Here is a 23,333-nt window from a genome sequence, read left to right as displayed (position 1 = left end):
AGGTCGAGCCGTCGCAGTACGGCCCAGCGAGCCAGGACACCTTCCCGTGCCCATTCAAGGACGCTCGCATGTTCCGTAATCCGCTCTTCCGCTCGGCCGCCCTGGCCGTTGCCGTTTCGCTCAGCCTCGGCGCGCCCTCCGCGTTCGCCGAGAACGCTCCCGCCGCCAGTGCTACCACCGCCGTGCAGCGCCAGGCCGTGGCCAAGGGCCTGTACGAGCTGGCCTACAGCCCGAAACAGAACGCCGTGTTCGTGGCCTCCTCCGGCGGCTTCGGCGATGACGCCGGCCCGGCCCAGGTGCTGCGCCTGAACCCGGCCACGCTGGCCGTGGAAACCCGCATCCCGCTGGAGCGCAAAGCGTTCGGCGTGGTGCTGGATGACGCCCACAACCGCCTGTACGTGGGCAACACCGTGGACCTGTCGGTGACCGTGGTCGACACCGCGCAGAACAAGGCCGTCGGCACCATCCAGCTGATGGAGAAGAAGACCGGCAAGGACGGCAAGGCCGCCTACACCCATGACCTGCGCGAGCTGGTGGTCGACAGCGCCGCCAACCGCCTGTACGTGACCGGCCACAGCAGCCAGCCGGAGGTGAGCAGCGTGCTGTTCGTGATCGATACCACCACGCTGAGGGTGATCAACACCATTGATGGCCTGGGCAATGCCAAGGCACCGGGCCTCGCACTGGATACGGCCAACAAGCGCGTGTACACCAGCAACCTGCTGGCCGAGCTGGTGGTAGTGGGTACCGATTCGAACAAGGTGGTGGCGCAGCACAAGATCGCCGCCGAGCAGCCGATGAACATCGCGCTGGATCCGGCCGGCAAGCGCCTGTTCGTGACCGACCAGGGCTCGGAATTCCTGCGTGGCTACCAGGCCAAGAGCAGCGGCCTGGTCAGCAAGCACCCGGGCCAGCGCGTGCTGGTGCTGGACCGCAGCACCGGCAAGGAACTGGCCAGCATCCCGACCGATGCTGGCCCGCTGGGCATCCTGCTGGATGCACCGCGCAAGCGCCTGTACGTGACCAATCGTGAGGCCGGTACGGTGACGGCGTACAACAGTGACAGCTACCAGAAGGTGGCCACCTACACGGTGCCGACCCACCCGAACAGCCTGGCGCTGGATGCTAAGAACAACGTGTTGTTCGTCAGCATCAAGAACGGCGAGAAGGACGACAAGGGCGCTGACGAGAGTGTGGCGCGGATTCAGCTGTAATGGGGTGACGCCGGGGCACGCCCGGCGGCGAGCCGCGTGAAGAAGGCAGGGTGAAGACCCTGCCTTTTTCATTGGCCGGTTGCGGCGCCAGCAGCCGGCGGCTAGGGTTGAACCCCATGGCAGGGAGCCAAAGGATCTGAATCATGCTGGGTATCCACCGCTGGCTGCGTGCCGGCCTGATCTTCACGCTGGCGGGCGCACTCGGCGCCTGCAGCAGCCGCGTACCGGATGCGCTGGAGCCACTGGATCTGGTCAAGCCAATTGTCGTTGCCGAGCCTGGCCAGGTGGTGCGGTTCGAGTTCGAGACGAATGCCCGCAACTTCCAGCTGGGTCGCACGTATGCGCTGGAGCTGGAGTTGCAGCGCCAAGGGACACGAAGGCCGGACGAGCCTGACGTGGGCACATCAAGGGTCCCGTTCGAGGTGACCCTGCAGCAATGGGGCACTGATGCCTGGAAGGATGTTCCCACCTACGACAGCTATCAGGCCGGGGTGCTCAATGCAGGTGAACAGCTTCCGGAATGGCATGCATCCAGCGAATGGCGGTATACGTCGCCGCACATGGGCAGTGACGGCCAATACACGCTGAGTCTGGTTGCTCTGCCACTGGAGCCTGATACCCGCTATCGCGTACAGGTTCGCACTGCGCAGGCCTCGCCGGAACTGCAGCACTACTCGGCTCAGTTGCGGGTACACGCAGCCCGGCCGCCAGGCAAGTAATCAACCTTACCACTGGAAGGAACGAAGGAATCACCTTATGGACAAGCCGCGCTATACCGTAGAGATCGTTATTGCTGCACCTGGCACACCGCTGATCGACCCCAGGACGCACAAGCAGGCCGTCGACGCTGAGGGTGTTCCGCAGACGTCCGCCCCAGGACATATGTTCTACGTCCTGCATGCACCCGGCGTGCCTGCGAAGAGCTATGGATTTGCTCCCAAGGAGCACGGAAGCATGAATGGTCCTGGCGCCATCATGGAGGATGACGCAACGGTCTATAGAGACCCGCGCTACACCCGTACCCTCGAGATCAGCGAAGATCAGTACAGGAAGCTCCAGCAGTTCGGCTCGGACCCGGAGAAATTCGGTTTCAGCAAGCACTATCAGGATGTTCGCCACAACTGCGTGGACTTCACTTGGGAAGCGCTGAATCACGCGGGCATCCAGCGGAAAAGCAGCATCGACGTGAACGCGTTGGGAGGTCCCGCCGGCCAGCTTCTTCCGGATGTTCGCATTCCTCTTGACATCAAGGGGGCAGGCAAGGATGCATTCCGACCGCTGCGCAACATCCACGGTGTGGACAGCATTGATCCGCCGTTTCCGGACAGCGAGCTCAACCAGAGGAAAACCAATCCCCTGCCGGAGCGCAGTCTCAAGCAACACATGCTGAGTGATGCTGAGAGCATGGGCGAACGGAGCGGTGATCGTCTGGCCTGGCACAGCAACGATCCGCTGCTCTCGCAGATCAACCAGGGCGTGGCCCGGCTCGATGCAGAGCGGGGCCGCGACTTCGATGCCACCAGCGAGAACATCAGTGCCAGCCTCTACGCGCTGGCCAAAGCCAATGGCCTGACCCAGGTTGACCATGTGCTGTTGAGCGATCGCACTGCGCAGGCCGATGTGGCGCAGAGCATCTTCATCGTCCAGGGTGAGCGCAACGACCCGGCACAGTTGCGGGCCAGCATGCCAACGGCGGTGGCCGCGCAGACACCGGCAGAAACCTCGTTCGAGCGCGCTGAGCAGCTGTCGCAGTCTGGGCAGGCGCGCACGCAGGATGAACTGCAGCAGCGCCAGGTGCAGGAGCAGTCCGGGCCGCGCATGGCCTAGGGCAGCAAGCGCACGGCGAGTCGACGTTCTCGCGGTGGGCCGCCAATAACGCTGGAGGCGGCTCAGCCCAGGCGGTGTGCCGGGTTCTGCTGTTGTTCCTGCTCACGGACCTGCTGCTCGGGCAGCTGCCCCATGGACGGCTGCTGCGGGGCAATGCCCAACTTCTGCATCGACTGCTCCACCGGCGTCTGCGCCGCCACAGCCGTCGGCATCATCGCGCGCAGGTGCGCCGGATTGGCCGGGTCGCCCTGCACCACGAAGATGTTGTGTCCCGCCGGATGGTTGGCCGTGGCGTTGCTGACCAGCACGTGGTCGACCTGCTGCAGGCCCTGCTCGCGGGCCAGCACGGTCAGGCTGGCGGTCAGACGCTCGCTGGTCTGGTCGAACGGACGACCATGCTGCGCGTCCAGGGCGGCTACGCCCTGGCGGATCTGCTGGTTGAGGCCGTACTCGGGATGGTTGGGGGTGATCTCTGCCATGGGGCGATCTGCAGCGGTAGGTCGTGACGGACCTGGGCAGTATAGAACCGGTCCGTGAACCACCGCATCGCGGCGATCAGTCCGCCGGCCGATGGTCATAGCTGATCACCCGCTCGGCCAACCAGCGCCCGTCCACGCGACGCCAGACCTGGATGAAGCGGGCCTGGCCCACCCAGCGCTCCACGCCGTCCTTGCCGCGTTCGTGGAAGCGGTGGTCGCCGATCTCCAGTGCGCGCTCGTCGTGTAGCGGGAACACCTGCAGCGAAGGCTCCACCCGCTCGCGGCGCAGGCTCCAGCCGCCCTTGCGCGCATTGCTGCACATGTTGGCCACGCTGCGGCGGAAGTCTTCGCGGCTGCTGGCCGACTTGCCATCCTTGTCATGGAAGAACTCCATGTCCTGGGTGGTCATAGCGGCGGCCTTGTCGGCATCGCAGGCCTCGAAGGCGGCGGCGAACAGCTGGGTGTCGGCCTGGCGGATCTGCTCGCGCAGGTCATCGGAGGGCGCGGGTGCGGCGGCGAGGCCGGCGGCCAGCAGGGGCAGGGTGAGCAGCAGCATGGCGAAGCTCCAAGGAGGGTTCACGCAGGCTCGCATGGTGTTCGGGGCGCTGCAGCCGGCGTCTGACGAAACGGCCCTTCCACGGAGTGAATGCCCGCATTGGCGGCTCGGCTCCAGCGTCGGGCCCGTGGTCTGTGCAGGGGATGTCATGGCGGCCGGCGATTCCATCACGGTCGCGATAGGGGCCGGCCCGTAGCCTGAAATCCTCCCCTTCCACAGGAGGTTCCATGCCTGCTTCCCGCGTCCGCCTGCACGTTGAAGACACCGGTGGCGACGGCCGACCGGTCATTCTGATTCACGGTTGGCCGCTTTCCGCCGATGCATGGAAGACGCAGGTGTCGATTCTCCGCGACGCCCAACACCGGGTGATCAGCTACGACCGGCGCGGCTTCGGCCGTTCCGACAAGCCCGCCGAGGGCTACGACTACGACACGCTGGCGGCGGATCTGGCCGGGGTGATCGAGGAACGTGACCTGCGCGACGTGACCCTGGTCGGTTTCTCGATGGGCGGCGGTGAGGTTGCGCGCTATGTGGCCAATCACGGGCAGGAGCGCCTGCACAGCGTGGTGTTTGCAGCAGCGGTGCCGCCGTATCTGCTGCGCGGCGAGGACAATCCGGAAGGTCCGCTCACACAGGACAAGGCCGACGAAATGCGTAGCGGTCTGGAGGAGGATCGCGAGGCGTTCTTCGATGGCTTCAGCCGCGATTTCTTCAGTGCCAATGACAAGCTGATGGTGACCGAGGATGAGCGCCAGGCCGCAATCGCGCTTTGCCATCAATCCGACCAGACGGCGGCGCTGGGTTGCATGAAGGCGTTCGCCACCACCGACTTCCGCGAAGACCTGAAGAAGATCACGGTGCCAACCTTGATCCTGCACGGTGACAGCGATGCCATCGTGCCGTTTGAAGGCTCGGGCCAGCGCACGCACCGGGCCATTCCGGGCAGCGAAGTGGTGATCCTGGAAGGCGCACCACATGGATGCAATACCAGCCATGCGGACCGCTTCAATCTGGCGCTGCTGAACTTCCTGAAGCGGTAAGCTGCGGTCATGCGCCAGACCAAGACACCCCCGTGGAAGAAGCCCAACCCCAAGGGCCAGACCTCGCAGCCGCTGTCGCCTGCGCAGAAAGAGGCGGCGCGGCAGCGGGCGGAAGAGAATGGGCGGCGTTATCCGAATCTGGTGGACAACATGTGGGCCGCGAAGCTGCCGCGCGGATCCTGATCTGTAAAGTCGAGCCGTGCTCGACCCCGCACGGTGCCCCATCCACGCATGGCGTGGATCTACTGCAACAGCAGCCTGGCCTGGTCCGGCATCTATATGCCGTCCAGCGGCGTCCAGCCGGGTTCCAGCCACGGTGAGATCTCGCTCTGGCGGACAGTGATTGCCTCCGTCGGCAGCCCCGCCAAGCGCGCAAGCTCTGCACGCAGCAGCTCGGAATCCACCGGCGCGGCCGTAGCCACCTGCAGCCGATCACTCTGATGCCTCACCTGTACCGGCAGCGTGGCGTGCGCGTCATGCTGGCCGCCGGTGCGCCCGATCGGGTAGCGCATTGTTACCGGCCGTGACAGCTGCGCCAGTGCGGGCTGCCACGCCTGCAGCACGAGAGGCTGCCCGGCAGCGGGAACATGTACTTCAGCAATCGTGGCCGGGTAGCCCGTAAGGCTCTCGACCAGCACCTGGAAGCGCGCGCCATCCGGCATGACCAGCACGGCGGCAATCAACGCAGAGAACGAAAAGAACACCGCCGCGAGGTTCCAGCTGCGCGGCGCGGTGGCCGGGCGCGTTGCGGTGCGCAGGCCCGGTCTGCGCCGCAGCTTGCGCGCGTAGATGCGCCGGTCCTTCCTGCGCGGGCTGCTGCTGTGCTCGGGCAGATTCAAGGGCACCCGTGGAAGGCGCGCCACGCGGGCCTTGATCAGGCGCGACAGCAGCATCCACGCGATCACGAACGCCAGCAGCGGAAGCAGCGTTCGCACCCACAGATACAGCGTGACCATCCACAACACCTCTACATGCGACCATCCATGCTCATCCACATCCTACCGGGACCACGCGGCGGTTGTCGTATCCGCCAGCCGACAAGCACAGGGCGCTTGGTTAGGATGGTCCTTTGTTGTCATGGATGAACCGATGGTCTCTGCTGCTGCCCGCTTCTGTCGTATCTGTGGTCCTGGCCCGATTCTGCTGGCACTGCAGGTGGTGGCGCTGCTGGCGGTAGCCCTTGCAGCCGGCTTCTTCCACTACCGCGTGGGATTGCTGCTGGAGCCGGTGGATGACGCATGCGGTGGGCCTGATCCTGTCGCGCGCATGCGGGTCGCAGAACAGCTGCTGGCGCGGTCCGCTGCGCTTGCACCATGGCAACCGTTGCAGTGGATTCCGATGGCGGGCGTGGTACTGGCGTTGCTGGGCGCGATGTCGATCAGCGTCTACCGTATGGGGCGTCTGTCCGAACGCCTGCGACGCGCCAACTGGGGGGTGATGGCCCTGCACGCCGCGATCCTGGTGCTGGCGCTCAGGGCATTGCACCTGTACGACATGGCGTGGACCAGCGTAGCCAAGCTGTCCCCAGCGGCGTGCCTGGTGGAACTGGGCGAACAGGGCCGGCTGCCGCTGGCACAGGCGCAGCAGGTGGTGTTCGAGATCCTCACCCATGAGCATGCGCCGCTGCTGCGCAATCCCGATGACCTTGCCCTGGTGCTGGTCGCGTTGATGCTGGTGGCAATGGCTGCAGGATTCATGCTGTGGCGGGCGATCGTGCGCGAACGTCAGGTGCAGTCGCCCAGCCCCTGAGGGGGCGTGACCGACCACGCGCCCGCAATCGCGCTACAGTCTGCGCTTCGCTCCTGCAAGGATGTGCTGATGCGTTGGTTGCTGCGTGCTGTACCGCTACTGCTCTGCTCGTTGGCGGTACACGCCGCTGAAGTGGATCGCCGGATCGCGGTGACCATCGACGACCTGCCCTGGGCGCGGGTGGACGAGATCGTTCCGCCGGATCTTCAGTCGCGGCATGAAGCGCTGATGGCGCAGCTGCACCAGGCGGGTGTGCCGGTAGTTGGCTTCGTCAACGAGAACAAGCTTGAGATCGAAGGGCAGGTGCAGCCGGCGCGGGTGCAGATGCTGCGCGACTGGCTGGACGCCGGTTATGTGCTGGGCAACCACACCTACTCGCACATGGACCTGAACGCCAAGGGCGTGCCGGCGTTCCAGCAGGATTTCCTGCGTGGCGAGGCGGTGCTGCGGCCGTTGCTGGCCGAGCGCGGGCTGAAGCCGCAGTGGATGCGTCACCCCTATCTGCGTGCCGGGCGCACGCCGGAAGAACGCGCGGAGATGGACGTGTTCTTCAAGCAGCATGGCTACCGCGTGGCACCGGTGACGGTCGACAACGGCGAGTGGGTGTGGGCGTTCGCCTATGCCAACGTGATGAACGAGCAGCCGGATTCCCCGGCGCGCGAGACGACGCTGGCGCAGCTGCGCAAGGGCTATGTACCGTACATGCTGAACAAGCTGGATTACTACGAGACGCAGTCGCAGGCGCTGCTGGGCTACACGCTGCCGCAGGTCTGGCTGATGCATGCGAACGAACTCAATGCAGCCACGTTCGCCGAACTGGTGGCGGCGACGAAGCGCCGCGGCTATCGCTTCATCTCACTGGATGAGGCGATGCGTGACCCGGCCTATGCACGTGGCGCCGAGGGCTACAGCGGTCGCTACGGCCCGAGCTGGCTGCACCGCTGGGCGATGGCGGAGAAGAAACCGAAGGACTTCTACGCCGGTGAACCGGAAGTGCCGTCGTGGGGGATGAAGCTGGCCAAGGTGGACTCGGAATGAGCTCAGCGCTTGACGGCCAGCACACCGTCAAGCGCCAGTTCGGCCTTGAAGCCGGCCTTTTCCAGGCGCTTGGCCACTTCACGCGGCACGTCGCGGCCGCTGGTCAGCTTGTTCGGCGCGCCGGTGTAGTGGAACAGGCGCCCGCCCTTGCGGATGACGCGGGCGAGGTGGTCGTAGAACACCTGCGAGTACAGTTCGCCGGCGATGCCGAAGCGCGGCGGGTCGTGCAGGATCGCGTCGACGCTGTTGCTGGCCACCTGTTCGATCTGCTGCGAGACATCGCCGTGGCTGAATTTCAGGCGGCCACCGGCCGCAGCCGAGTCCGGATCCGGTGACCACGGGTTGAGCGTGCGCAGCCACATCACATCGGCGTTCTTTTCGAACGAGCGGATCTGGCCGACACCGGCCTCCAGCGCGCAGGCGGCGAAGTAGCCCAGGCCGCCGCAGGTATCGAGGATGACCTTGCCGGCCGGGGCGACCAGCTCGACCTTGCGGCGCGCGTCCTCGAACGGTGACAGCTTGGAGGTCGGCAGCATCTTGATGCCGTCGATCTCGAAGGTCGGTGCGCCCCATACGGTCGGCACCAGCTTGATCAGCGAACCGCTGTAGCGCGAGATCGGCGCGAAGTCCTCGCCGTCCCAGTAGTACAGCGTGCGGTCCTTCAGCTTGCCCGGCCACGGGTAGCGCTGGCCACGGAAGTGGAAGCCCTCGGCATCCAGCGCCACGCTGTCCTCGCTGCGGCCAAGGTCGAGCGAGCCCTGCCAGTCGGCAGCGCCCTTGTCATGGGCACGGCGCAGGGCGTCAGCGCTGTCGCGGGTCAGCAGGGGGCCGGTGTAATGGGGCACGGCGGGTACCGGGGCGGTTCGGGGGAGGGCATGGTACCGCAGCTGTTGCCGGGGCCACGCGTGGCTGCTGCAGTAGATCCAAGCCATGCGTGGATGTAGACGGGAGGAGCCGAGCGTGGGCTCGGCGCTACCGCTGGCTGGTGCAGCTGTAGCCGTGTGTGGTCCCTTCCCCCGAGAGCATGCCGACGCCACGCGACGGCTGCATGCCTACACGGGCGCACGACCGACGATGGACGTCCTGGGTCTCCGGTGGCTGCCGATCAAAGTCGTAGCGCAGGCTGCCGTCTTCCTGCAGCAGCCAGTGCACGGTAACGCGCTCGTGGCGACCATCACCGAGATCCCAGTCCAGGGTGCGCATGATCAGGGTCTGGCCATCGGGCAGCTGTCGGACTTCGTCATAGGCACCCTGGGTCCTCGGTGCGCTTACCGCAAGCAGCAGAAACAGCAGCATTGGCATCGCTCCTCAAAGGAGACAGGATGCGCCCATAGTGCCCTGAGCCGCCATCAGAATCATTGCGTCTTACGGGCACCTCACTGCATACACCGGCCCAGCACCGATCAGCATCAACGCCATGTAGTCACTATCACTGGCCTTGCCTTTCAACGTCGCGCCCTTGTTGAAGTGGAAGATGCCGAAGCCGCCCGCCATGCGGATCAACGCGCTGTCGATCTGTTCGGCGTCATCGCGGAAGTAGCGGCTGATCTCGCTGCGGGTGGCCTTGTGCAGTGCATTCGGCTCGCGCTGCCACTGGTCGCCGCGGCTGAAGGAGACGAAGTACTGGCCGCCTTCCCTGTCGATGCGGAAGTCGGCCGGTTTGCGCGCGCCGGTGGCGAAGCAGCCCTGCAACGGGTCGGCGCTGAAAGGAAGCCCGGCATCGCCACTGCAGGCGGTGAGCAGCAGGACGGCACCGGGCAGCAGCAGGCGAAGCATGCGCATGGGATGTCCCTACAGGGCAGGTGCGGCTAGTGTAGGCGGCACTCGGGCGTCGCCCGTACAGAAATTCGGCAAGAACAAAGGGGTTTTCGGATGGCGCAGGGCAAGGCACCGTGGTGCGGCATGGCCAGTTGGCTGGGGATCGCTGTGGGTTGGGGAGCTGGCACATTGGCGGCGCAGGCGGCGGTGGCCGCAGGCGGCAATGGCATGGCTGCGGGATTGGGCGTGGGCGTGCTGGGCGCGGCACTGGTGGGCTGCGGCCTGGCGGTGGCCTCGCGCGTGCGCGGCGAGCGCTGGCCGTGGATCGGCATCGGTGGTGCGGTGCTGAGTGCGCTGCCGCTGCTGATGTACCTGCTGCGGATGATGTTGAAGCTCTAGCGGTAGTGCCGGCCGCTAGCCGGCAACGCTGGATTGTTTCCGAAGCCCATGAGGTTGCCGGCCAGCGGCCTGCACTACCGGATGCGGGTCAGGTGCTGCGGTGGATCTCCACGGTGACATGCACCAGCTCTTCATGGATCGCCAGTGCGTTGCGCACGGTATCCGCATCCAGACGGGCGTCGCTGGTAACCACGCTGGCGCTGACCGCGTACTTGCCGCGACCGACCTGCCAGACGTGCAGGTCGGCCAGGCGCGCCGGCCAGGGGCCCTGTTCGATCACTTCGCGAACTTCGGCCACCACTGGTGCGTCCATCTGCGCGTCGAGCAGGATGCGGCCGCTGTCGCGTAGCAGGCCTACAGCCCACACCGTGACCAGCACGGCGCCGACCAGGCCCATCACCGGGTCCAGCCAGGTCAGGCCCAGCAGCTTGCCGCCGAGCAGGGCGACGATGGCCAGCACCGAGGTGGCGGCGTCGGCCAGCACGTGCACGTAGGCCGAGCGCAGATTGAGGTCGTGACCGTGCGCATGGCCGTGATCGTGGTGTTGGTGGTCATGCCCGTGATGATCGCCATGGTCATGCCCGTGGTGGTGATGCGCGTGGCCCGGGCTGTCGTGCAGCCACCATGCGCAGAGCAGGTTCACGCCCAGGCCGACCGCAGCGATGGCGATGGCTTCGTTGTAGTGGATCGGCGCCGGTACCCACAGCCGCTGCAGTGACTGCACGGCCATCAGCGCGGCGACGCCGAGCAGGGCGATGGCGCTGGTGTAGCCGGCCAGGATCTCGATCTTCCAGGTGCCGAAGGCGAAGCGCGGGTCGTGCGCGTAGCGGCGCGCGCAGCGGTAGGCGAACACCGCCAGGCCCAGCGCCAGCGCGTGCGAACTCATGTGCCAGCCGTCAGCGAGCACGGCCATGGAGTTGAACCACCAGCCGCCGACAATTTCCACCAGCATCATGCTGACGGTGAGCCACAGGGCGCGGCGGGTATTGCGTTCGGCCAGCGGGTTGCCGTCGTCGAAGCGGTGTTCGTGGCGACGGGCGGCGGCGAGGGCATCCAGGTGCATGGGAAGACCAGAGGGTAGAAGGATACCCCCATAGGGTATATGATCCGGCCATGGCGCATGTACACAAGAATCGAAAGCAGCTGCTGACCCGGGTGCGCCGCATCGCGGGCCAGGTGGCGGCGTTGGAGCAGGCGCTGGACCAGCCCGAGGGTAAAGCCGGCGACTGTGCGGACGTGCTGGTGCAGGTCGCCGCCGTGCGCGGTGCCGCCCACAGCCTGCTGATGGAGCTGCTGCACGAGCACCTGCAGGAACACGTGGTGGGGGCCGATGACCCGCAGCAGCGGGCGGACGAGGCCGAAGTGCTGGTGGAGCTGCTGCGTCGCTACGGCAAATAGGCCGAGGGGCGGTAGAGTCGACTGTTAGTCGACTGCTCTTCGTACAACCAACGAAAAACCCCGCGCTTCGCGCGATAGTCGACTAACAGTCGACTCTACCCCGCGTGCCGGTGCCGCGCGTTCCAGATATGCGTGGCGGCCAGCAGCAGGCTGCCGGTGACCGTCATCGGCGTTTCCCAGTCATGTGAGGGCAGCGCCAGCGCGCCGGCCAGCAACAGGCCCAGACCGACGCCGGCGGCGGCCCAGGCCAGTACGGGCAGCGGGTGACGGCGCTCGGCGCGCCACAGCGCGTAGCCGGTCAGTGGCAGGGCGATGGCCACGAACAGCAGGTGCACCCATTCCGCTTCGGCCCAGGTGCCGAACAGGGGGAGCGCGGCGGCCAGCAGGGGCAGCGCCAGGCAGTGCAGCAGGCACAGGCTGGACAGGGCGACCGCGCCGGCATCAAGCAGGGCGGCAGAAGGCGACTTCATCGGGGGAGGTTCCTTGCGCAACAGTTGTTATACAGTAACATTTCCGTTCCGCAGCCAACCTGCTCCGACATGAACACTGTTTCCCGCGCCGACCGTCGCCTTCCGGTCACCGTGCTGTCCGGCTTCCTGGGGGCCGGCAAGACCACCCTGCTCAACCAGATCCTGCGCAACCGCGAAGGCCTGCGCGTGGCGGTCATCGTCAACGACATGAGCGAGGTCAACATCGACGCGCAATTGGTGCGCGAAGGTGGCGCCGAGCTGCGCCGCACTGAAGAGACGCTGGTGGAATTCAGCAACGGCTGCATCTGCTGCACGCTGCGCGATGATCTGCTGCAGGAAGTGCGGCGCCTGGCCGATGCGGGCCGCTATGACTATCTGCTGATCGAATCGACGGGCATCGGCGAGCCGATGCCGGTGGCGGCCACCTTCGCGGTGCGCGACGAGCATGGCTTCAGCCTGAGTGATATCGCGCGGCTGGACACGATGGTGACGGTGGTCGACGGCAGCGCGTCCCTGGCCGACTTCGGCTCGACGTCGCGACTGGCCGAGCGCGGCCAACAGGCCGGCCCGGAGGATGACCGAGGTGTGGTTGACCTGCTATGCGAGCAGGTCGAGTTCGCCGACGTGATCGTGGTCAGCAAGGTGGACCAGGTGGATGACGAAGTGTTGCAGGACACGCTGGCCGTGCTGCGTGGCCTGAACCGCGACGCGAAGCTGCTGCTGTCCAGCTTCGGCGATGTGCCGCTGGCCGAGCTGCTGGATACCGGTCGCTTCGACATGGAGCGTGCGCAACGTGCGCCGGGCTGGGTGAAGGAACTGCGAGGCGAGCACACACCGGAAACCGAGGAGTACGGCATCGGCAGCTTCGTCTACCGCTCGCGACGTCCGTTCCACCCGGCGCGCTTCGCCCGCGCGCTGCAGTCCGGCATGCCCGGCGTGATCCGCAGCAAAGGCTGGTTCTGGCTGGCCAACCGCATGGACTGGGTGGGTGAGCTGAACAGTGTGGGCGCTGCGACGCGCACGCAGGCGGCGGGCTTCTGGTACGCCGCACGTGACCGCGTGCGGGCCGGGCTGGAAGACACCGCGCCGTTGTTGCCGCCGACACCGCTGCCTTACAGCGACTTGGGATGGGCGCGGCAGCAGGCCGACTGCTGGAGCGCGCCGCTGCCGGGGCCGGAAGAATTCCCGGATTCGGCCGCGCACGCGGCGATGCAACGGCTGTGGCATCCCTTTTGGGGCGACCGTCGCCAGGAACTGGTGGTGATTGGCGTGCACATGGATGAGCGCGCGGTGCGTGCGGAGCTGGACGCGTGTCTGCTCAACGACCAGGAGCTGCGTGCGGGGCCATTGCTGTGGCAGCAGTTGCCGCAGGCGTTCCCGGTGTGGAAGCGTTGACGGTGCATTGAGGATCCATGGGTTGCCGGCCAGCGGCCGGCACTACCCCCTGGTCGATACGTCATGCGTGGATGGATGCATGGCGGAGTCGAGCATGGCTTGACTCTACAGACTGTCGCGCCATTGCCAGTGGTTGGCGGTGACCTGCAACACCTGCGTCGGTCGCAATGCCTGCAGCAGGTGCCGGTCGTGGCTGACCATCACCAGCGCGCCCGGCCACGCCGCAAGCAGTTCCTCCAACGCCTGCAATGCGCTCAGATCCAGCGCATTGCCGGGTTCGTCCAACAGCAACAGCTGGGGCGCGGGATCGGCGTACAGCACGCTGGCCAGCGCACCTTTCACGCGTTCGCCATCGCTGAGGCTGCGGGCTGCCCGCTGGATGCGCTGTGCATCCAGCCCGAGCAGGGCCAGCCGCGTGCGCAGCTCGCCTGGGTCCGCGCCCGGGTTGGCGGCCTGCACGGTGTCGAGGATGCTGCGCTCGCCGGACAACCCCAGCAGCTGCTGGTCGAGCAGGGCCAGTGGCGCATGCCGTTGCACGGCGCCACTGCGTGCAGGCAGCTGGCCGGCCAGCACACGCAGCAGGGTCGATTTGCCGCTGCCGTTGTCACCGACCACGGCGATGCGCTGGCCGCGGCGGATCTCCAGCTGCAACGGTGCACTGCAGCCATGTGGCAGCACCAGCGCCTCGGCCTGTAGCAGGCGCGTGCTGCCACGGTCACCCGCACCGGCGAACAGTGCCAGTTCCGGCGCCGCGTGCACCGCCGATGCCGCTGCGCGCAGATGCTCTGCGCTGGCCTGCAGGCGTTCGGCCTGCACCTGTTGTGCGCGGCCGTGGCTGGCCTCGGCGCGCTGCTTCTGCCGGCCGAGCAGGATCGGGGCCTGGTTGGCCTGCTTCGCATCGCGGTTGCCACGCGCCTGGCGTTGTTGTTGCCGTTCGTGCTGTTCGCGCGCGCTGCGTTGCTGCTGGCGGTGCTGGGCGCGCGCATGGTCGAGCTGGGCGGCGGCAGCTTCGCGCTCGGCGGCGCGCGCATCGGCATAGTGCTGCCACGGTCCGCCGTAACGATGCAGCCCGCGCCCATCGAGTTCGACGATCTGCTGCATGTGCGCCAGCAGCTCGCGATCATGACTGATCACCAGCAGGCCACCGCGCCACTGCTGCAACTGCTCGTACAGCTGTTGGCGATGGCGTGCATCGAGGTGGTTGCTGGGTTCGTCCAGGATCAGCCAATCGGCACCGCTGGCCCAGGCACCGGACAGCGCGACCTGCATGGCCTGGCCACCACTGAGGCGCGCGGCCGGCTGGGCGGGATCGAGATCGTCGGGCAGCCGAAGCGCCTGCCATTGCTGCTGCAGGCGTTCGCGCAGATCCCAGCGGTCGCCGACGCAGGCGAAGTCGGCCTCGTCCACGCTGCCGGCTTCGATGCGTTGCAGTGCGGCCAGTTCCGCGCCGACGCCGGCCAGTTCACCGACCGTGCCGGCGGGTGGATAGCCGGGCGTCGGCAACAGGAACACGCGGCCGGTGCCGCGCACCTGGCCAGTGTCGGGCAGCAACCGGCCGGCCAGCAGGCGTGCGAGCACGCTCTTGCCGGCGCCATTGGCACCGACCAGGCCGGTGGCGACCGGTTCGAAGGAAAACGTCAGATCGGAAAACAGCGGGCGGCCGTCGGCCAATCGATACGACACGCGATCGAGCGTGAGGGAATGCGGGGTCATGCGACCTCCATGGATGCCGGGGTCTCCCCTGCGCGCAGGGGCGGGAAGAGTCAGGCCGTCTGGTGGGAAGACGGCGGCATCAATGGCGCATTGGTCGCGAGCCTCTGGGAGGAATGAGGGGCCAGTATAGCGGGGCTGGCTGAATGGTTTGATGGCGCGACTCTACAAAGGCATCCACGCATGGCGTGAATCTACTGTGGGCCGGGCATGGGGTGGATCGATCGCCTAGGGCACAGTTTCCAGGCGTGCGCTGACGAAGTCGATGAAAACCCGCAGTTTCGGTAGCACGTGGCGGCCGGAGGGCCACAACAGGTGGAAGATGCCGCAGGAATGCACATGCTCGTCCAGCACGGTGACCAGCCGGCCATCGGCCAACGCATCGCGCACCGAGTGCACCGGCACGAAGGCCAGGCCGATGTCACGCAGGGCCAATGCCACGCGCGCTTCGATGGTGTTGGCCACCATGTGCACCGGCAGTTCCTGCGGTGTTTCCTGGTCGGGCCAGTGGATCGGCCACAGTTCCAGCTTGCCGGTACTGGGGAAGCGATAGTGCAGCAGCGTGTGCTGCATCAGATCGGCCGGTGTGCGCGGCGTGCCGCGCCGCTGCAGGTACGCCGGCGAGGCGACGATGCGGCGTGGGAACACGCCCAGGCGTCGTGCGTTCATGCGTGAGTCGCTGGGCTCGCCGACGCGCAGCACGGCATCGAAACCTTCCTCGATGACGTCGACCAGCCGATCGCTGAAATCGAGGTCGAGGCGGATATCGGGATAGGCTGCCATGAACTCGGCCATCAGCGGCAGGGTCAGGTCGCCCACCAGTGGCAGGCCGATGCGCAGCGTGCCGCGAGGCATGGCGTGCGGTTGTGCCAGTTCGGTGCGTGCGGCATCGCGCTCGTCGAGGATGCGCCGGCAACGCGGCAGGAACAGCTGGCCTTCGGCAGTGAGGGTGATGCTGCGCGTGCTGCGGTGGAACAGGCGCACGCCCAATGCCTGTTCCAGGCGGGCAACGCATTTGCCGGCGGCCGAGGCCGAGATGCCCTGCAGGCGTCCGGTCTCGACGAAGCTGCGGGTATCGGCCGCGTGCACGAAGGTCTGCAGGTTGGCGAGGTTGTCCAGGACTGACATGGGCGTGTGGGCAATGAAAGCGGCAGGGTAGGTCGGCGCGGCCGTAGTGGACGGCTCCGCCATCGCAACACTGTGGTGCGGGGTGGTGCGGGGGCCGTTACGGCCTAGCAGTTCCGGCCATCATGCCGATTGCGGACTGCACGGTCCATGATGCCCGGAGCGGCAACCGGCTTTTTGCGCTGCGCCGTGCTGCCTAACGTGGCGGGCCTCTCCCCCACGGATTCCCGCGATGAATGCCGCTCCTTCCCTTGAACCCACGCCGACACTGCCATCGGTGCAGCGGCTGCTGCAGCAGGTGCACCCGCAGCGCCTGGTCGGTGCGGTGGTGCTGGTGCGCGAGCACGGTGTGCTGCGCCACGCCAGCGCGACCGGGCTGGCCGATCGCGAGTCGGCCACACCGATGCAGCGCGACCAGTTGTTCCGGCTGGCATCTGTGAGCAAGCCGCTGCTGACCACGGTGATCCTGCGCCTGGTAGCAGAGGGCGTGCTCGACCTCGATATGCCGGTGCAGCGCTGGCTGCCGGACTTCCGCCCGGCACTGGCCGACGGCAGCACGCCGCCGATCAGCCTGCGCCAACTGCTCAGCCACAGTAGCGGGTTGGGCTATCGCTTCCTCGAAGCCGATGCCGACGGCCCGTATGCGCGCGCTGGGGTCAGCGATGGCCTGGACGCGAACCCGCTCTCCCTGGCCGACAACGTGCGCCGCATCGCGCAGGCGCCACTGCTGTTCGCGCCGGGCAGCCAATGGCTCTACTCGCTGGGCGTGGACGTTGCCGGTGCCGTTGCCGAAGCAGCGACGGGTGAAACGCTGCAGGCACTGTACGAGCGCTTGCTGGCCGCACCGCTGGGCCTGCGCGACACCGCCTTTGCTGCGCGCAACGCGGCACGCTTGGCCACGCCCTATGTAAGCGACGCGCCGCAGCCGCATCGCCTGCAGGAAGGCGAGGTGGTCGCTCCGTTCGAGGGTACGGTCGGCATCGAATACAGCCTCGCGCGCGCCACCGACGCCAGCCGTTTCCCCTCGGCCGGGGCCGGCCTGGTCGGTACCGCCGATGACGTGATGGCGGTGCTGGAAGCCTTGCGTGATGTGCAGCGTTCAGGCCTGCTGCCGTCCGCACTGGCAGCGGAGATGGCCAGCCCGCAGGTCGGCGAGCAGGGACCGCCGGAACCGGCCGGCTGGGGCTTCGGCCTGGGCTTTGCGGTGCTGCGCGATGCGGCCGCAAGCGGCACGCCGCAGAACGCAGGTACATGGCGTTGGGGCGGCGCCTACGGGCACAGCTGGTTTGTCGATCCTGCGCGTGGGCTCAGCGTGGTGGCGCTGACCAACACCCTGTACGAAGGCATGGATGGCGCCTTCGTCGATGAGCTGCGTGATGCGGTCTACGCCGATCTGGAGGCCGCCCGATGAGCGGCCATGCCATCGATGCAGCCAGCCCCGCCGGTGAAGCCACGCGCCTGCCATGGGCCGGCCTGCTGGCGTTGGCCGGTGGCGGCTTCATCACTCTGCTGACCGAGACCCTGCCGGCCGGTGTACTGCGGCCGATGGGCGACAGCCTCGGTGTGAGTGATGCGGCGGTCGGCCAGCTGGTCAGCGTGTACGCACTGGGCTCGGTGATGGCCGCCTTGCCGATGACCGCACTGACCCAGCGCCTGCCGCGACGCCCCTTGCTGCTCGCTGCGATTGCCGGCTTCGTGCTGGTCAACACGCTGACCGCACTGAGCAGCAGTTATCCGCTGATCCTGGCCGCGCGTTTCCTGGCCGGCGTGAGTGGTGGCCTGCTGTGGTCGCTGGTGGCCGGTTACGCCGCGCGCATGGTGGTGCCGTCGCTGCAGGGCAGGGCAATCGCGGTGGCGATGGTCGGATCGCCGTTGGCGCTGTCACTGGGCGTACCGGCGGGCACCTTGCTGGGCCAGCAGATCGGCTGGCGTTGGGCGTTCGCGCTGATGAGCGTGCTGGGCGTGGGGCTGCTGGTGTATGCGCGTTGGGCACTGCCGGCCTTGCCCGCCGCCGGTGCTGGCCGGCGCATACCGCTGGGCACGGTGTGGCGCATGCCGGGCGTGCGCAGTGCACTGCTGGTGATGGTGCTGTACGTGCTGGCGCACAACGTGCTCTACACCTACATCGAACCGCTGGCGGTGGAGGCCGGCGCCGGCCCGTGGCTGGACCGTCTGCTGCTGGCCTTTGGCGTGGCCGCCATCGCCGGCATCGGCATTGCCGGCTGGGGCGTGGACCGTCATCTGCGCACGCTGGTGTGGGCGGCGGTGATCGGCTTCATCGTGCCGGTGCTGGCGCTGCTGCTGTGGCCGGGCGACGCGACCGCGCTGCTGCTGGCGACGATCCTGTGGGGCGTGGCCTTCGGTGCGGTGCCTACGTTGTTCCAGACCGCATTGGCACGGCGTGCGGGTGCCGCCGCGGATCTGGCGCAGTCGATGCTGGTGACCGGCTGGAACCTCGCCATCGCCGCCGGAGGCGTTGCAGGGGGTGTGCTGCTGCAGGCGGGCGGCCCGAACCAGTTGGGATGGCTGCCGTTGCTGCTGCTGGCAGTGAGCGTGGCGTGGCTGCTGGCACGGCCGAAGGCCTGGGCGTAGGCCCAGAGCAAACGTTACGGAGGTGCCGGCCAGCGGCCGGCACTACCGTGGTCCCCGCCATCCACGCATGGCGTGGATCCACCGAGCGCAGCGACCCGCGTTTGCCTTTGCTTTTGCCTTCTTCCGTTGATTCCGTGGCGGGACGCCGCCGGAACCTGTCAGAGGCCGGGACGGTCGGGTTCGCGGGGGTGTCCGCGGCATGGATGCCGCGGCCAAGCCCCCACGGACGGGTTTACGGCGTCCCCCGCGAACCCGACCGTCCCGGCCAGCCCTGGGATAGCAATACGCGACCCGCCACGAGGGGCTCCGCCGTTCGCCGTCCTACTCCACCCCCTCACGCTCGATCGGCACGCTGCGCGGATTCTGCATGTGCTCCCGCGCCGCGCCATAGCGCTGCTGCCGCTTGTGGTGGAACGCCACGAACTCATCCCGTGGCAGCGGCCGCGAGAACAGCCAGCCCTGCGCGAACTCGACCTTCCGGGTATGCAGGTACGCCAGCTGTGCCTCGGTTTCCACGCCCTCGGCCACCACCCACAGGCCCAGCTCCTTGGCCATGTCGATGATGTGCGGCGTCACCGGGCTGGTCGCGCTCTCGGTGCCGATCGCATCGATGAACGACTTGTCGATCTTCAGCGCATCAAGCGGCAGCTGCTCCAGGTACTGCAGGCTGGAGAAGCCGACGCCGAAATCATCGATGGCCACGCTGTGCCCGGCCCGACGTGCCTGTGCCAGCATCGTGCGGGCGCGGTCCAGATCGAGGAAGCCGCGCTCGGTGGCTTCCATCCAGATCTGCTGCGGCAGGATGCCGCTGCCGGCCATGTGCTTGGAGATCATCTTCAGCGCACGGCCGCTGCTGATGTCTTCGGCGGCCAGGTTGATCGCAATGTGCGCGCTGCGGTCGGCCACCAGCAGTTCGCGCATGTCGCGCACCACGTTCTCGATCACCAGATCGGTGACTGCGGCGATCATGCCGGCCTCTTCGGCCAGCGGAATGAACAGGTCCGGCCGCACCTGGGTGCCATCCGGGCGCTGCCAGCGTACCAGCGCCTCGGCGCCGACGCAGATGCCGGTATCCAGTTCGATGATGGGTTGATAGTGCAGGTACAGCTCGCGGCGGCGGATCGCCGTGGCCAGCTCGCCGCGCAGGGACAGGCGGCGACGCGACAGCCAGATCACCAGGCCGGCACCGATGGCGGCCAGCAGAACGCCGATCGGCACGAACAGCCAGGCCTGCTGGCGGAAGGTCGCGGCAAGCGCGGTACGTGGCGTGGTTGCGATCGCCAGCCACTCTTCGTTGCGCGCGGTGGCGTACAGGGTGTTGTGGTCCAGGCCCTCACCGGGCGCGCGCAGCAGGGTTTCCAGCAATGCCGGATCCATGCCGTCCTGCCTGGCCAGGAGGCGGCCGTCCGGGCTGGCCAGGGCAAGGCGCACGTTCGGGTCGGCGATGACATCGACGAAGCGGCGCGGATCGACCAGCACGTCGTAGTTGCCATACAGGATCGACAGGACCTGGCGCCGTCCGCTTGCCTCGGGGCGCACATCCACGGCGATGCCGGCGCCATCACTGGTGACGTGGTCGGACCTGGGCTGGTTGACGTCGGACAGGAACGGGCCCCACGACGTGCAGCGCAGCTTGCCACCCTCGAAGTAGCCCATCTGGTCGACCGACGGCGAGGTCATCACCAGCGTCTGCATGCGCCGGATGTGGTCCGGCCCGCACGGATCGTAGGCGCCGGCCTCGGCGGACTTCAACGCGGCCAGCGCTTCCAGGTAGGACTGGTCGGCGCGGCGCAGGGTGCGGCCGGCGATGTCGCGCAGGCGCTGCTGCTCGACACTGACCGCACGGTCCCAGGTGGCGTAGGCCATCACCGCGATCGGCACGGCTGCGGCCAGCAGCGCCAGTGCGGTGCCGCCGATGATCACGCGCAGCCGGCTCATGGCCGGGGCTCCAGCGGGGCGGGCGGGGCAGGGCGCATGGTCGGGCCGATCCTTGGGCAGGTGCGGCTATCTGAGCATGGCGCCGGGCCGGGCGGAATGGGATGAATCCGGTATTCGGTCACATTGTGATGAAAGCGGCCAAGTTTGACGGGATCGGCCCATCCGACGCTGGCGCTCCGGCCTGCGGAGGACTACCGTCGAACGCTTCGCCCGCCCTTTTGCCCGCGCCCATGACCGAGCCCGCAACGCCCCCCGAGCACCTGCGCCGCAGCCTGTCCAACCGCCACCTGCAACTGATCGCCATCGGCGGTGCCATCGGTACCGGCCTGTTCATGGGGTCGGGCAAGACCATCAGCCTGGCCGGCCCGTCCATCGTCTTCGTCTACCTGATCATCGGCGCGATGCTGTTCTTCGTGATGCGCGCGATGGGCGAGCTGCTGCTTTCCAACCTGCAGTACAAATCCTTCATCGATTTCTCCACCGACCTGCTCGGCCCCTGGGCCGGCTTCTTCTGTGGATGGACGTACTGGTTCTGCTGGATCGTCACCGCCATCGCCGATGTGATCGCCATTGCCGCCTACGCGCAGTTCTGGTTCCCCGGGCTTGACGCCTGGAAGCCGGCGCTGGCGTGCGTGATGCTGCTGCTGTCGCTGAACCTGGTGACGGTGAAGCTGTTCGGCGAAATGGAATTCTGGTTCGCGCTGATCAAGATCGTGGCGATCTGCGCGCTGATCATCACCGGCGCCGGCCTGGTGGCGTGGGGCTTCACCTCGCCCAGCGGCCACACCGCGTCGCTGTCGAACCTGTGGAACGACGGCGGCATGTTCCCGATGGGCCTGGTCGGTTTCTTCGCCGGCTTCCAGATTGCGGTGTTCGCCTTTGTCGGCATCGAGCTGGTCGGCACCACCGCCGCCGAAACCGCCGACCCCGAGCGCAACCTGCCCAAGGCGATCAACTCGATCCCGGTACGCATCATCATCTTCTACGTGCTGGCGCTGATCGCGATCATGGCCGTCACCCCGTGGCGCCAGGTGGTGCCGGACAAGAGCCCGTTCGTGCAGCTGTTCGTGCTCGCCGGCATCCCTGCCGCCGCCAGCCTGATCAATTTCGTGGTGCTGACCTCGGCCACGTCCTCGGCCAACAGCGGCATCTTCTCCACCAGCCGCATGCTGTACGGCCTGGCCGAAGAGGGCCACGCCCCGCGCGGGTTGTCGAAGTTGTCACGCGCCGCCGTGCCCGCCCGTGGTCTGCTGTTCTCGTGCCTGTGCCTGCTCGGTGGCACGCTGCTGATCTACCTGATTCCGAACCTGGTAGCCGCCTTCACCCTGGTGACGACGCTGGCGACGGTGCTGTTCATCTTCGTCTGGTCGCTGATTCTGGTGGCCTACATGGCCTATCGCCGCCGCTATCCGGAGCGCCATGCCGCATCGATCTTCAAGATGCCCGGCGGTGTTGCCATGTGCTGGGCCTGCCTGGTGTTCTTCGCCGCCGTGCTGGTGCTGCTGAGCCTGCAGGCCGACACCCGCCAGGCGTTGATCGCCAGCCCGGTGTGGTTCGTGCTGCTGGGCGTGGGGTATTGGGTGCGCCGCAGGACCGCGAAATGACCGGGGATGCGGGGGCGGCAAGGCCGAAATCGGGAACGTCGGAAGAGTCGACTGTTAGTCGACTGCTCTCCCGTGGGCTTCCGGAAAACCCCGCGCTGCGCGCGATAGTCGGCTGACCGTCGACTCTACCGCCGCGGGCGCCGGCGCCGGCGCCGGCGCGGGTGCAGGGCGCAGCCCTGCCGGCCCCCATTCACCCAACATTAGCGGGCGCGGCCGGATGATCCGGCCGCCATGCCCCGTCACCCTCTCCTGCTTGCGCTGTTGCTGCTGCCCAGCCTGTGGCCCGGGCTGGCCGCCGCGCGCACCGTCTACCGCTGCGTGCAGGGCAACACCGTCAGCCTGGCCACCGCGCCGGAACCCGGTTCACGCTGCACCCCGAAGGAAATCGACGACAACGCCATCCAGGCCCCGAACCTGTGGGGCAACATGGGCGTGTTCAGCGGCGTGCTGTACGAGCGCGAGCAGGATGGCGCGCTGGTCTACTCCACCCGCAACCTGCCCGGCTCGCGGGTGTTCCTGAAGTTCACAGTGGCCACGCCGCCGGGCGAACCTGCCCACGAAGGCCTGGGCAAGGTCGGCAAGCCGCAGTTGGCGCAGCACGCCAAGCAGTTCAAGGCCGCGGCCAAGGCCACGGGTGTCGATGACGCATGGCTGCGCGCGATTGCCCATGCCGAAAGCAACTTCGATGCGCTGGCGGTCTCGACCAAGGGCGCACAGGGCGTGATGCAGTTGATGCCGGAGACCGCACAGGAATATGGCGTGCGCGATCCGTTTTCGCCGCAGCAGTCGATCGAGGGCGGCGCGCGCTACATGCGCGCGCTGCTGCGCCGCTACAACGGCGATCGCCCGTTGGCGGCGGCCGCCTACAACGCGGGCATCGGTGCAGTCACCCGCTACAAGGGCGTGCCGCCCTACGCCGAAACCCTGGCCTATGTGGACAAGGTGATGGCCCTGTACGCGCGCTACCGCGAAGCGATGGGCATCCGTACCGAGGTGCCAGCCCGCTAGGCGGAAGGTGTAGTGCCGAGCCCACGCTCGGCG

General features: G+C 67.3%; 25 protein-coding genes. 14 read left to right on the top strand and 11 right to left on the bottom strand.

The features are described from left to right. Positions 1 to 68: 68 nt before the first annotated feature. The 3 genes from JLDANKMP_RS11490 (at position 69) to JLDANKMP_RS11480 (ending at position 3,041) form a co-directional block, all read left to right on the top strand. Positions 69 to 1,214, top strand: a complete 1,146-nt coding sequence (locus JLDANKMP_RS11490) for a YncE family protein (protein WP_212561141.1) — start codon at positions 69 to 71, stop codon at positions 1,212 to 1,214. Positions 1,215 to 1,357: 143 nt separating this feature from the next. Continuing rightward, complete coding sequence (locus tag JLDANKMP_RS11485) at positions 1,358 to 1,933, top strand: hypothetical protein (RefSeq protein ID WP_099479150.1); 576 nt, start codon at positions 1,358 to 1,360, stop codon at positions 1,931 to 1,933. A 37-nt stretch (positions 1,934 to 1,970) separates the two neighbouring features. Next, on the top strand, positions 1,971 to 3,041 hold the full coding sequence (locus JLDANKMP_RS11480) for an XVIPCD domain-containing protein (RefSeq protein WP_197579100.1): 1,071 nt from the start codon (positions 1,971 to 1,973) through the stop codon (positions 3,039 to 3,041). A 62-nt stretch (positions 3,042 to 3,103) separates the two neighbouring features. Here JLDANKMP_RS11480 and JLDANKMP_RS11475 read toward each other — a convergent pair whose 3' ends face one another. Both JLDANKMP_RS11475 and JLDANKMP_RS11470 read right to left on the bottom strand, forming a co-directional pair. Next, entirely contained in the window at positions 3,104 to 3,520 is a 417-nt protein-coding gene (locus tag JLDANKMP_RS11475; RefSeq protein ID WP_212561140.1) for an XVIPCD domain-containing protein, read from the bottom strand. A 76-nt stretch (positions 3,521 to 3,596) separates the two neighbouring features. After that, positions 3,597 to 4,076, bottom strand: coding sequence for a nuclear transport factor 2 family protein (locus JLDANKMP_RS11470; RefSeq protein WP_005407862.1), 480 nt, complete (start codon positions 4,074 to 4,076; stop codon positions 3,597 to 3,599). A 227-nt stretch (positions 4,077 to 4,303) separates the two neighbouring features. Between JLDANKMP_RS11470 and JLDANKMP_RS11465 the strand changes: the two genes are divergently transcribed. Both JLDANKMP_RS11465 and JLDANKMP_RS11460 read left to right on the top strand, forming a co-directional pair. Continuing rightward, positions 4,304 to 5,116 (top strand): alpha/beta hydrolase, encoded by an 813-nt coding sequence (locus tag JLDANKMP_RS11465; protein ID WP_212561139.1) that lies wholly within the window; start codon positions 4,304 to 4,306, stop codon positions 5,114 to 5,116. A gap of 9 nt (positions 5,117 to 5,125) precedes the next feature. Continuing rightward, positions 5,126 to 5,299 carry a hypothetical protein gene (locus JLDANKMP_RS11460; protein WP_005412082.1) on the top strand — a complete coding sequence of 58 codons (174 nt, stop codon included), beginning with the start codon at positions 5,126 to 5,128 and terminating at the stop codon, positions 5,297 to 5,299. 92 nt (positions 5,300 to 5,391) lie between these two features. Here the strand turns inward: JLDANKMP_RS11460 and JLDANKMP_RS11455 are convergent, their stop codons facing one another. Next, positions 5,392 to 6,072 carry a hypothetical protein gene (locus JLDANKMP_RS11455; RefSeq protein ID WP_212561138.1) on the bottom strand — a complete coding sequence of 227 codons (681 nt, stop codon included), beginning with the start codon at positions 6,070 to 6,072 and terminating at the stop codon, positions 5,392 to 5,394. 133 nt (positions 6,073 to 6,205) lie between these two features. Between JLDANKMP_RS11455 and JLDANKMP_RS11450 the strand changes: the two genes are divergently transcribed. After that, complete coding sequence (locus tag JLDANKMP_RS11450) at positions 6,206 to 6,865, top strand: hypothetical protein (RefSeq protein WP_212561137.1); 660 nt, start codon at positions 6,206 to 6,208, stop codon at positions 6,863 to 6,865. A gap of 69 nt (positions 6,866 to 6,934) precedes the next feature. Then, positions 6,935 to 7,903, top strand: a complete 969-nt coding sequence (locus JLDANKMP_RS11445; RefSeq protein ID WP_212561136.1) for a polysaccharide deacetylase family protein — start codon at positions 6,935 to 6,937, stop codon at positions 7,901 to 7,903. Between the two features lie 2 nt (positions 7,904 to 7,905). Here JLDANKMP_RS11445 and JLDANKMP_RS11440 read toward each other — a convergent pair whose 3' ends face one another. From JLDANKMP_RS11440 to JLDANKMP_RS11430, 3 genes are all read right to left on the bottom strand, one after another. Further along, complete coding sequence (locus tag JLDANKMP_RS11440; protein ID WP_212561135.1) at positions 7,906 to 8,748, bottom strand: MnmC family methyltransferase; 843 nt, start codon at positions 8,746 to 8,748, stop codon at positions 7,906 to 7,908. A 127-nt stretch (positions 8,749 to 8,875) separates the two neighbouring features. Then, positions 8,876 to 9,199, bottom strand: coding sequence for a hypothetical protein (locus JLDANKMP_RS11435; protein ID WP_212561134.1), 324 nt, complete (start codon positions 9,197 to 9,199; stop codon positions 8,876 to 8,878). Between the two features lie 69 nt (positions 9,200 to 9,268). Then, positions 9,269 to 9,685 carry a hypothetical protein gene (locus JLDANKMP_RS11430; protein WP_212561133.1) on the bottom strand — a complete coding sequence of 139 codons (417 nt, stop codon included), beginning with the start codon at positions 9,683 to 9,685 and terminating at the stop codon, positions 9,269 to 9,271. Between the two features lie 90 nt (positions 9,686 to 9,775). Between JLDANKMP_RS11430 and JLDANKMP_RS11425 the strand changes: the two genes are divergently transcribed. Further along, entirely contained in the window at positions 9,776 to 10,060 is a 285-nt protein-coding gene (locus JLDANKMP_RS11425) for a hypothetical protein (RefSeq protein WP_012478993.1), read from the top strand. An 88-nt stretch (positions 10,061 to 10,148) separates the two neighbouring features. Here the strand turns inward: JLDANKMP_RS11425 and dmeF are convergent, their stop codons facing one another. Beyond that, positions 10,149 to 11,123, bottom strand: a complete 975-nt coding sequence (gene dmeF, locus JLDANKMP_RS11420; protein ID WP_212561132.1) for a CDF family Co(II)/Ni(II) efflux transporter DmeF — start codon at positions 11,121 to 11,123, stop codon at positions 10,149 to 10,151. Positions 11,124 to 11,173: 50 nt separating this feature from the next. Here dmeF and JLDANKMP_RS11415 point away from each other — a divergent pair, with 50 nt between their 5' ends. Continuing rightward, positions 11,174 to 11,458, top strand: a complete 285-nt coding sequence (locus tag JLDANKMP_RS11415) for a metal/formaldehyde-sensitive transcriptional repressor (protein ID WP_044569455.1) — start codon at positions 11,174 to 11,176, stop codon at positions 11,456 to 11,458. A 95-nt stretch (positions 11,459 to 11,553) separates the two neighbouring features. On the opposite strand, the gene JLDANKMP_RS11410 is transcribed toward JLDANKMP_RS11415, so the two are convergent. Then, complete coding sequence (locus JLDANKMP_RS11410; RefSeq protein WP_049448807.1) at positions 11,554 to 11,928, bottom strand: MerC domain-containing protein; 375 nt, start codon at positions 11,926 to 11,928, stop codon at positions 11,554 to 11,556. 69 nt (positions 11,929 to 11,997) lie between these two features. Between JLDANKMP_RS11410 and JLDANKMP_RS11405 the strand changes: the two genes are divergently transcribed. Continuing rightward, positions 11,998 to 13,323 (top strand): GTP-binding protein, encoded by a 1,326-nt coding sequence (locus JLDANKMP_RS11405; RefSeq protein ID WP_212561131.1) that lies wholly within the window; start codon positions 11,998 to 12,000, stop codon positions 13,321 to 13,323. A gap of 105 nt (positions 13,324 to 13,428) precedes the next feature. On the opposite strand, the gene JLDANKMP_RS11400 is transcribed toward JLDANKMP_RS11405, so the two are convergent. Further along, a complete protein-coding gene (locus tag JLDANKMP_RS11400; protein ID WP_212561130.1) occupies positions 13,429 to 15,036 on the bottom strand; it encodes an ATP-binding cassette domain-containing protein in 1,608 nt (535 codons plus the stop codon). Positions 15,037 to 15,261: 225 nt separating this feature from the next. Next, positions 15,262 to 16,161, bottom strand: a complete 900-nt coding sequence (locus JLDANKMP_RS11395) for a LysR family transcriptional regulator (protein ID WP_212561129.1) — start codon at positions 16,159 to 16,161, stop codon at positions 15,262 to 15,264. A gap of 229 nt (positions 16,162 to 16,390) precedes the next feature. Between JLDANKMP_RS11395 and JLDANKMP_RS11390 the strand changes: the two genes are divergently transcribed. Together JLDANKMP_RS11390 and JLDANKMP_RS11385 are read left to right on the top strand one after the other, a co-directional pair. Further along, the gene (locus JLDANKMP_RS11390; protein WP_212561128.1) at positions 16,391 to 17,569 is read left to right on the top strand and encodes a serine hydrolase domain-containing protein; all 1,179 of its coding nucleotides are present in this window, start codon (positions 16,391 to 16,393) and stop codon (positions 17,567 to 17,569) included. Beyond that, positions 17,566 to 18,750, top strand: a complete 1,185-nt coding sequence (locus tag JLDANKMP_RS11385; protein ID WP_212561127.1) for an MFS transporter — start codon at positions 17,566 to 17,568, stop codon at positions 18,748 to 18,750. Before JLDANKMP_RS11390 ends, JLDANKMP_RS11385 begins: the two co-directional genes overlap by 4 nt. 321 nt (positions 18,751 to 19,071) lie before the next feature. Here JLDANKMP_RS11385 and JLDANKMP_RS11380 read toward each other — a convergent pair whose 3' ends face one another. Continuing rightward, positions 19,072 to 20,688, bottom strand: a complete 1,617-nt coding sequence (locus JLDANKMP_RS11380) for an EAL domain-containing protein (RefSeq protein WP_005412097.1) — start codon at positions 20,686 to 20,688, stop codon at positions 19,072 to 19,074. A 230-nt stretch (positions 20,689 to 20,918) separates the two neighbouring features. Here JLDANKMP_RS11380 and cycA point away from each other — a divergent pair, with 230 nt between their 5' ends. Together cycA and JLDANKMP_RS11370 are read left to right on the top strand one after the other, a co-directional pair. Then, complete coding sequence (gene cycA, locus JLDANKMP_RS11375) at positions 20,919 to 22,292, top strand: D-serine/D-alanine/glycine transporter (RefSeq protein WP_249336873.1); 1,374 nt, start codon at positions 20,919 to 20,921, stop codon at positions 22,290 to 22,292. A 231-nt stretch (positions 22,293 to 22,523) separates the two neighbouring features. After that, entirely contained in the window at positions 22,524 to 23,300 is a 777-nt protein-coding gene (locus JLDANKMP_RS11370) for a lytic transglycosylase domain-containing protein (protein WP_212561126.1), read from the top strand. Positions 23,301 to 23,333 lie beyond the last annotated feature (33 nt).

Source organism: Stenotrophomonas sp. PE591, from assembly GCF_018320795.1.
GTDB lineage: Bacteria > Pseudomonadota > Gammaproteobacteria > Xanthomonadales > Xanthomonadaceae > Stenotrophomonas > Stenotrophomonas maltophilia.
Note: the sequence above shows the minus strand (reverse complement) of the source record. Positions and strands in the feature narration are given on the sequence as shown.